Raw genomic sequence first — 8,003 nt, forward strand, 5'->3', positions numbered from 1 at the left:
GCCAAGCTTCATTTCTCGAGGTAGGCCTTCTTGATGGCCTCCCAGTCAATGGGTTCAAGGTACGGGTTCGGGTAGAACATATCGGCATTGCCCTGCCACTCAGTCCGTGGACGAATGTCCACAAACTGCGGCACCTGATCCTTGAGGCCCAGGGCGAGCATTACCGCGTATTTGGTGCCGTACCAACCCCACTCAGGGAAGCCGTGCCAGGTCTCTGCAATGAGGCGGCCTTCCCGAATCCGCTCCACCGACTCAGGAGTACCGTCATTGGTGAAGACCTTGACTTCGGTTCGTCCAAGGCGCTCACAGGTGAGCATGGCTCCAAGACCCATCTCGTTCGAAGCCGCCCAGATAAAGTCGAGCGTCCCCTGAGGATTGGCGGAGAGAATGTCCTCCGTCACCTTGATGGCCTTTTCCCTGTTCCAGTCTGCCGGCAGGGTGGTGACAATCTTGATGCCCGGGAACTGGTCGATAACGGCGTGGAAGCCGCGGAGTCGAGCGGTGGAGAAGAATCCGCCGGCGATACCTTCGATGATTGCTCCGGTGGCCTTGATCTTATCCTTGAGGTTCTCAATGACCTCTGGGGTGTAGAGCTTCTGCCAGAATTCAAGATCAAGGAATGTCTCCGGCGCTACGTCGACTTTTTCTCCCTCGCCAAGGACTCCAGGACCCCCGAAGTAATCGACCACAGCGTACGCCGAAATCGTCCCTGCCACCGTGTTATCAAAACCAATATAGCAGTCCACATCCACTCCTTCAATGGGTTCAAGAAGGTTTACAACGATCACGGGAATGCCTGCCTTCTTGGCCTCCTGGAGGGCCGGTTTCACCACTTCGACTTCAATGGGAGATATGGCGATGACGTCTACTTTGCGCTGAATGAAGTCCTCGATGATGGCTATCTGGTCGGCAAAGGCTGTGTGGGCAGCAGGGGCACGAGTGATGATTTCCACGTTAATACCATGGTCCCGAGCATCGGCTGCAGCTTTTTCGAAGAAGTCCGTTGCCGTCTTGAAGACTCCCGTGATGTCCGGAGGAGTCCAACCAATGGTGATCTTGGGAATATCCTTTCCCCACACACTGAACGCAAACCCAAACAAAAGGAGTGCAACGAGGAACACACCGAAACTGCGCCGCATACTTCAACCTCCCTTTGCGTTTATTTTTTGCCCCTTTTGAGGGGCAAAATGCCGCCTCTCAAGCTCCTTCAAGAACGCTAATCCTTCCCGAAGCAGCACGTCACTCGATGGAGCCATTCTCCGCCAGATGCACGTTCCTGCTCGCATGGAATCCGAAACCTCGACAAAGGACTCCATTCCCACGATGCCCCTGTACCCACTCTCGGCAAGGGCCCTGAAGATGCCCTCCCAATCGACGGTACCGGTTCCGGGAATGCCCCGGTGGCTCTCGCTCAAATGGTAATGGCAGAGGTACGGAGCGGCCCTCTTCGTGGGGGTGTAGAAATCGTTCTCCTCAATGTTCATGTGGTACGAGTCAAGGTGTATTCTGACGTTTGGCTCTCCCACCATCACAAGGAGCTCAAGAGCTTGATCACAGGTGTTGATGAGGAAGGACTCGTACCGGTTCACCGGCTCAATCCCCACAAGGAGCCCGAATTCTTGCGCCTTCCGGGCGACTTTCTGCAACGCCTCGGCCGCACGCTCGAAGTACTCCCGGCCGGGGAAGGTGGAAATCCGCTTCCCCAAAGCCCCGTAGAGAACTCCCGAAAGGCTCAGGGCCCCCATCTCTCCCGAAACTTCAACGCACCGCATGAGGTACGCAAGCCCTCTCCGGCGAACGTCCTCGTCAGGAGACGACACATCGGTATCTTCAGAGAGAACGGTAGAAGTTACAATCGAAAGTCCCAATCGTTCGGCTTCCCTCCGGATATCCTTTGGACTCACCTCTTCAAGGTCCATGAGGGGCACCTCAAAGGCATCGAATCCGAGCTCTTTAGCTCTCTCAAGGAGCGCAAGAGCGTCCTTCGTCCATCTCGAAACCCAGGCGTACGCATGCACGGCGTAGCGGAGTCCTTCCACGGTATCAACCCCTCAGCACCTTGACCCGCACTCTCCCCTTATCCCCTCGGAAACGGGAGATGAAGAGGTCAATGGGCCGGTCGTTCACATCGTAGGTGATGTTCTCAAGAAGGAGCACTGGAGCTCCAGGATCAATCCCAAGGAGAGAGGCATCAAGGTCTGTGGCTACTGCAGGTTCTAAGCTCACCTCTGCCCACTGAGGCCTGAGGTTGTACTTCTCGGTGAGGAGCTGGTACAGAGAGCGGTCGGTGAGGTCTTCCTCCAAAAGCCTGGGGCAGAGGTGGTGGGGGATGTGGTTCTGGACCCAGACGACCGGTTCATCTTCCACAAAGCGGAGGCGCTCAAGGAAGATGATTTTCTCTCCTTCTTTGAGCTGCAGGGCTTTGGCGATGCGCTTTTGGGGGTCCTGGAGTTCCTTCCGGAGGACCTTGGTCTTCAGGGTGTAGCCTCGCTGGGCCATGTCCTCGTAAAAAGTCACGAAGTGCTGGATGAACCCATACTCGAGCTTGGGTTTGGCCACAAAGGTGCCTCGTCCCTTCTCCCGGGTGAGGAGCCCCTCGTAGACGAGCTCCTTGAGGGCCTGGCGAACGGTGGGACGGCTGATGCCGTATTTTTCAGAGAGCTCCCGTTCTGAAGGGAGGAGATCTCCGGGGGCAAGAATACCCTCCTCTATCTGCTCCTTGATGATTTCCTTGAGCTGGTAGTAGAGGGGGATAGGGACCTTACGGTTTAGGGTGCTCATTCCTCCACTTCCTCTGTCGAGATGTTTACATGCAAAAAGGTTAAATGGTATTTACCGAAAAACATTATACAAAACCTCTCGCCGCTCCGTCAAGTAACCCGTCACTTCACCACCCGGGTCCTCTTCCGATCCATGGTTGCCACAGCTACTCCCACGGCAATGAGGCCGAAAACGACCATCTGGATATCCCGTCCAAGGGCAAGCATGAGCATGCCACTCTGGATCCAGGTGATGATAATGACACCAAGGAGCGTCCGATGGGGTCCACCGGTACCTCCAGAGAGCGCCGTTCCCCCGGCAACGACGCTGGCAAAAAGGGGGATGGACATGTCTGAGCCGATGAGCATTGACCCCCCGCCGAGCTGGGCCATGTAGAGGACCCCTGCGACTCCGGCAAGGAATCCGCTGAGGGCGAACACGAGAATTCTCTGCCGTTCAACGTTGATTCCCGAGAGACGGGCGGCAACAATGTTCCCACCCACGGCGTATGTCCGCCGTCCAAAAGGCGTGCAGAGGGCAAGGAAAGTGCTCAGGGCCCAGATGCCAAAGGCCCAGTAGAATATCACCGGTAGCCCCCCGAAAAAGGTTGTGGCTAAAGCCCGGAACCGCTCGTCGTACATGATGTGGAGGAAGCCCTTCGAGAGGTACAGGGCAATCCCCTCAACGACAATGGAGACCCCGAGGGTAGCCATGAAAGAGGGAACGCGAAGGTACGCAAGGAGCATCCCGTTGAGGACCCCTATACCCAAGCTCACCCCAAGGGCAAGAGGAATGGCAAAAAAGCCAAAGCGCCCGATGTACATGACGCAAAGGAGCGCTGCAAGCTTGAGCACACTCGGGACCGAAAAATCGAAAGACCCCATCATGATGACGAACGTGAGCCCACAGGCAGCGATGAGAAAGTACGACATGGCGTATATGAGGGTTACAATTCCCTCGTACCGCAGGAAGGCAGGGTTGGCTATCTGGAATCCCAAAACAATGATGAGAGCTGCAAGAAGGGGCCACAGAGTCCCCGCATTGCGCCGTAGCCAAGTCCGCAAAAGAACTACCTCCGGCATAGTCTTTCTCCTCTCAGGTAATCTCGACTCCCCTGATGCCTCGGGCACTCACGATAATGGACACGATGAGGAGAATCCCCACCAGGAGCTGGAGAATTTCCGGATGGAGGAGGGAGAGGTACAATCCCCGGTAGAAGACACTGAACGTCAGAGCCCCAAGGAGCGTCCGTTGAGGTCCCCCGCTGCCTCCGACAAGTGGTGTTCCCCCAAGGACAATGGCCACAAGGGGCCACACAACGTTTTTCAAGTTGAGCTCAACCGGGACAGAACCCCCAAGGTGCTGAAAGAGGATAATGGTCCCGATGCCGGTGAAAAGGCCACTCAGGGTAAAGGCTATGACTTTGTACCTCGTCACAGGAATCCCGGCAAGCTGCGCTCCCTCTTCATTTGAGCCAATGGCGTAAAGGTAAAGGCCCACCTTCGTGCGTTCCATGAGGTACACCGAAGCGGCAATGAGGGGAAGGGACCAGAGGAAGGCGGTGGGAATGTAGGGAATAAGGGGTGCGGTGATGAATTCGTACCCCTTCACGGCCCGGGAGTATCCTCCAGAGAGTATGGCGGTGAGCCCCCAGTACACCACAAGGAGGCACAGAGTCAGGATGAAAGAGGGGATCTTGCCTTTGGCATGGACCACTCCAACGAGAAACCCCGTTCCAAGACCAAGAAGGGGGAAAATGAGAATGGCTCCCAGCCCAAGGCTTGGGGTGAGAAGCCAGACGAGAATGCCCCCGAGCATCCATATGCCCACGTAGGAGAGGTCCAAAGACCCCATGACTACGACCATGGACGGACCCAGGGCGAAAAGGGTGAGGGTGACGAACTGCTTGAGAATGGTTGTGAGATTGAGGCTCGTGAGGAACCGCTGCGGGTAAAGGAGAGAAAAGAGGACCACAAGGCCCACGAGGACAAGGACCACGGGATTCGCGGCCAAAAGACGGAAGAACCCCCGCGTCATCGGTACACCACCGCCATTTCCTCAAATTCCTTCGCGTCTGTCACTCTCTCCACCCTCCCCTTTCGCATCACAAGGACACGGTCGCAGAGGAGCGCGTACTCCTTCGGATCATCGCTCACAAGAAGGAGGGCGATCCCTTTGCGCTTCATCTCAAGGAGCACCCGGTAGATGTCCTCCCGGGCCCCCACGTCAATGCCTATCGTGGGGTCCTCAAGGAGAAGGATGTCGGGGCTGCGCTCAAGCCACTTCCCCATCGAGACCTTTTGCTTGTTGCCCCCGCTTAAGGAGTAGCAATCGGTGTGAACGTGAGGGGCCTTGATGCCCAGCTTCCCCACGATGGCCTCCGCCATTTCCCGCTCTTTCCGGAAACGGATAACCGGGAAGGCCCGATAGAGCACCTTCGGCAAATTGACGATGGAAATGTTCTTGGCAATGGACCACTGGAAGAAGAGCTCTTTCCCCGACTCTCCAGAGCAGTACCCCACACCCCGCGCAAGGCGGACATGGGGAGGTTCCTCGGGGTCCACCTCCTGCCCCTTGATGATGAGCTTTCCCCTTTCAAACCCCAGAATTCCGGCAAGCGTTCGCAGGACCTCGCTCTTCCCCGAACCTGCAGGCCCAAAAAGCCCAAGGCACTCGCCTTTTCGAAGCGTAAAGGACACATCGTAGTACAGGCCGCTTCTTGTGAGCCCTTCCGCCTCAAGGACAACCGTGGAGTCGGAAGAAGGTGGCTCCTTGCCCAGAGAGTACGTGAGGGACTCTCGCCCCACAATGGCTCGGAAGAGGTCCCTCTCGGTTACCGTATCCTTCGAGAAATCGTAGTGGGCAACGAGCTTCCCATCCCGCAGCACGTACACCCGGTCCACGAACTCCATGATCTCAGGAATGATATGGGAGACGAAAATGAAGGAGGCCCTCTCCTTCATTCGGAGGATACTGGCAAAGAGCTCTCTCCGCTCCTCAAGGGTTAAGGGAGCGGTGGGCTCGTCAAGGATGATAACCGGGGTAACATCCCTCTCGCTCTCAAGGCGAACCCCGAGAATCGCCCGGGCAATTTCCACCATCTTCTGGGTGGCAAGGGGGAGCTCATACATGAAGTCCTCGACATCGCAGATCACGTGGAATTCTTCAAGAATGGCCCGAGCCTCCTCCCGCATCTTTTCCTTTTTAAGCCCAAAGGGACCCCGGTACTTCTCCTCATGCCCCAGAAAGAGGAACTGGTAGACCCTGAGATGAGGGATAACTCCCCGCTCCTGGTAGACGATGGAAATCCCGCGCCGTGCGGCTTCCTTTGGGCTGCGGGGAAAGGGAACTCTCCTTCCCCGGAGAAAGAGCGTTCCCTGGTCGGGAAGGTAGACACCAGCGAGAATCTTCATGAGGGTGGATTTCCCGGCACCGTTCTCGCCCACAACCCCAACAATCTCACTGGGGTAGACAGCAATGCTCACCCCCTGGAGGGCCTGCACAACACTATCGAAGGTCTTCGAGACGTTTTGCACCTCAAGGATGGGAGGAGTGTCTCTCATCGTTCCTTCCACCATAAAAATTCCCCCCGCCTCGGCGAGGCAGGGGGAACCGATTCACATCACTTCCAGATGGGATCCCACTTGAGCTCAGGCGGGAACTTCTCGATGTACTTCTGGGCCTCTTCCCAGGTATCCGCCCAGCTGAAATCGAGGAAGAACTCGTAGAGGGCATCGACGTGCTTGCGGAAGGCTTCCATGCTGCCGAATTTTTCGAGTTTCGCAGGGAAGTAGTAGTCGTGCTGGCCAAGGCGGAGATCCGCTCCCGCATGGCGATCGTAGGAGAGCCCAAGCTCCTGGCACTTGGCGATGGACATGAGGCGGAAATCATACGGGTACTCGGGCTTTGCTTCCTTCATCTGGCGCAGGATTTTCTCGAGGTTCTCCTGGGTCGGTGCAAGGTAGAAGTTGGGGTGCCAGATGAGGCGGGCATCCCGGGCGAGCTTCTCAACTTCTCCGGGTCTCCCGTAGGTGTTGATTCGAGGTGCCTGGAGCATTTCCTCAGGAAGAGGATACCAGGCGCCCACGCACATGTCGTAGAGCATGGGAACCATTCTCCCTGCAAAGTACGGAATGTCAAAGCCTGCGGTGACTAAGAAGTTCCCCTTGAGAATCTCCTCCGCCGTAGTCATCTCCATATCCCGGGAAGCGGTGAAGGGCCCGATGGGAATGCCCCGGTCCTCAAAAGCCCGCAGGGCTCCCATGGTCTGGGAGTCGTTGGCTCCCCAGAGTCCCTCGTAGTCCGTCCGCACCGCCAGTGCCGCCTCGGCAGCCTTCCGCCCTCCCTCGTACCACCACTCACCGTACTGGTGCCCGAGAAGCTGCATCTCGGGGTAGAAGCTCCAGGCCATGAAAACTCCGAGGTTAATGTAGACCGTGGAAACCGTAGCAACGGTTTTGTGGGCCTGATGGTGGAGGAGTTTCGTTTTTCCATTCTGGCGCATCTTCTCAAAGAGGATCATGAGGGGGAAGAAGGTCTGCTCATCGGAGAGTGGAGTGTTATCGATGACCCAGCGTGGCCCAAGATCTCCCGGGAACATTTCCCCGGTGTACCCGAAGAACGTTGCCATGAACACGTTGTGCTCGTTGCAGACCCGGGCAAGCTCTGGCATCACCGCCGCAGAGGGGCAGTTGTAGATGATGGCCTTGGCTCCGGCGGCAATCATGCTTTCGGTGGTCTCAACCCAGGCAGCGTCGGTCTCCGCAATGGCGCCCATGAACTCAAGGCCGAGTTGCCGGCACGCCTGCTCCACCGCCTGCCAGCATATCATGAGGTACTCCTGGGCAAGGCCCCAGGTGATGTACCCTATGGCAAACTTTTCCCCAGGCTCCGCGTTCTTGTACCGCTGCGCAAGCTCCATCCGTTTCTCGTCAAGGCGCAGCTCTTCCTGTGCCAGGGCAAAGGTCCAAAGCCCCACACAAAGGGTAACCATCACAAGAAACGTCACCCAACGTACCCACTTCATACCTCAGCCCTCCTTTCAGGGAATTTCTCAACCCTCTCTTTTTTGGGGGATACGTTACTTTCGTCGGGAACACCACCTCCCTGGCAGGAAGCTATCCAAGGAAAATGTACTCCGAAGAAGGAGATTTGTCAATAGGATGTATTAACCTCAAGACCAGAAGAGTGGCAAAAAGGAAGGGAAAGGTAGAGGAAAAGAGGATAAAACTCAGCCCCTCAAA

General features: G+C 56.6%; 7 protein-coding genes. All 7 read right to left on the bottom strand.

Annotation, left to right across the window (positions count from 1 at the left end; translation table 11 throughout):
* Positions 1-8 precede the first annotated feature (8 nt).
* Entirely contained in the window at positions 9-1,139 is a 1,131-nt protein-coding gene (locus tag H5U36_07485) for a sugar ABC transporter substrate-binding protein (GenBank protein ID MBC7217965.1), read from the bottom strand.
* 3 nt (positions 1,140-1,142) lie between these two features.
* Positions 1,143-2,039 carry a TIM barrel protein gene (locus tag H5U36_07490; GenBank protein MBC7217966.1) on the bottom strand — a complete coding sequence of 299 codons (897 nt, stop codon included), beginning with the start codon at positions 2,037-2,039 and terminating at the stop codon, positions 1,143-1,145.
* A 4-nt stretch (positions 2,040-2,043) separates the two neighbouring features.
* Entirely contained in the window at positions 2,044-2,781 is a 738-nt protein-coding gene (locus H5U36_07495) for a GntR family transcriptional regulator (GenBank protein MBC7217967.1), read from the bottom strand.
* 101 nt (positions 2,782-2,882) lie between these two features.
* Positions 2,883-3,842: an ABC transporter permease gene (locus H5U36_07500; protein MBC7217968.1), complete on the bottom strand. Its 960-nt coding sequence runs from the start codon at positions 3,840-3,842 to the stop codon at positions 2,883-2,885.
* 13 nt (positions 3,843-3,855) lie between these two features.
* Positions 3,856-4,797: an ABC transporter permease gene (locus tag H5U36_07505; protein ID MBC7217969.1), complete on the bottom strand. Its 942-nt coding sequence runs from the start codon at positions 4,795-4,797 to the stop codon at positions 3,856-3,858.
* On the bottom strand, positions 4,794-6,323 hold the full coding sequence (locus H5U36_07510; GenBank protein MBC7217970.1) for a sugar ABC transporter ATP-binding protein: 1,530 nt from the start codon (positions 6,321-6,323) through the stop codon (positions 4,794-4,796). The genes H5U36_07505 and H5U36_07510 overlap by 4 nt, the downstream gene beginning before the upstream one ends.
* A 59-nt stretch (positions 6,324-6,382) precedes the next feature.
* Positions 6,383-7,786 (bottom strand): sugar ABC transporter substrate-binding protein, encoded by a 1,404-nt coding sequence (locus tag H5U36_07515; protein ID MBC7217971.1) that lies wholly within the window; start codon positions 7,784-7,786, stop codon positions 6,383-6,385.
* Positions 7,787-8,003 lie beyond the last annotated feature (217 nt).

The sequence above is a fragment of the Candidatus Caldatribacterium sp. genome, from assembly GCA_014359405.1.
Lineage (GTDB): Bacteria > Atribacterota > Atribacteria > Atribacterales > Caldatribacteriaceae > Caldatribacterium > Caldatribacterium oleiphilum.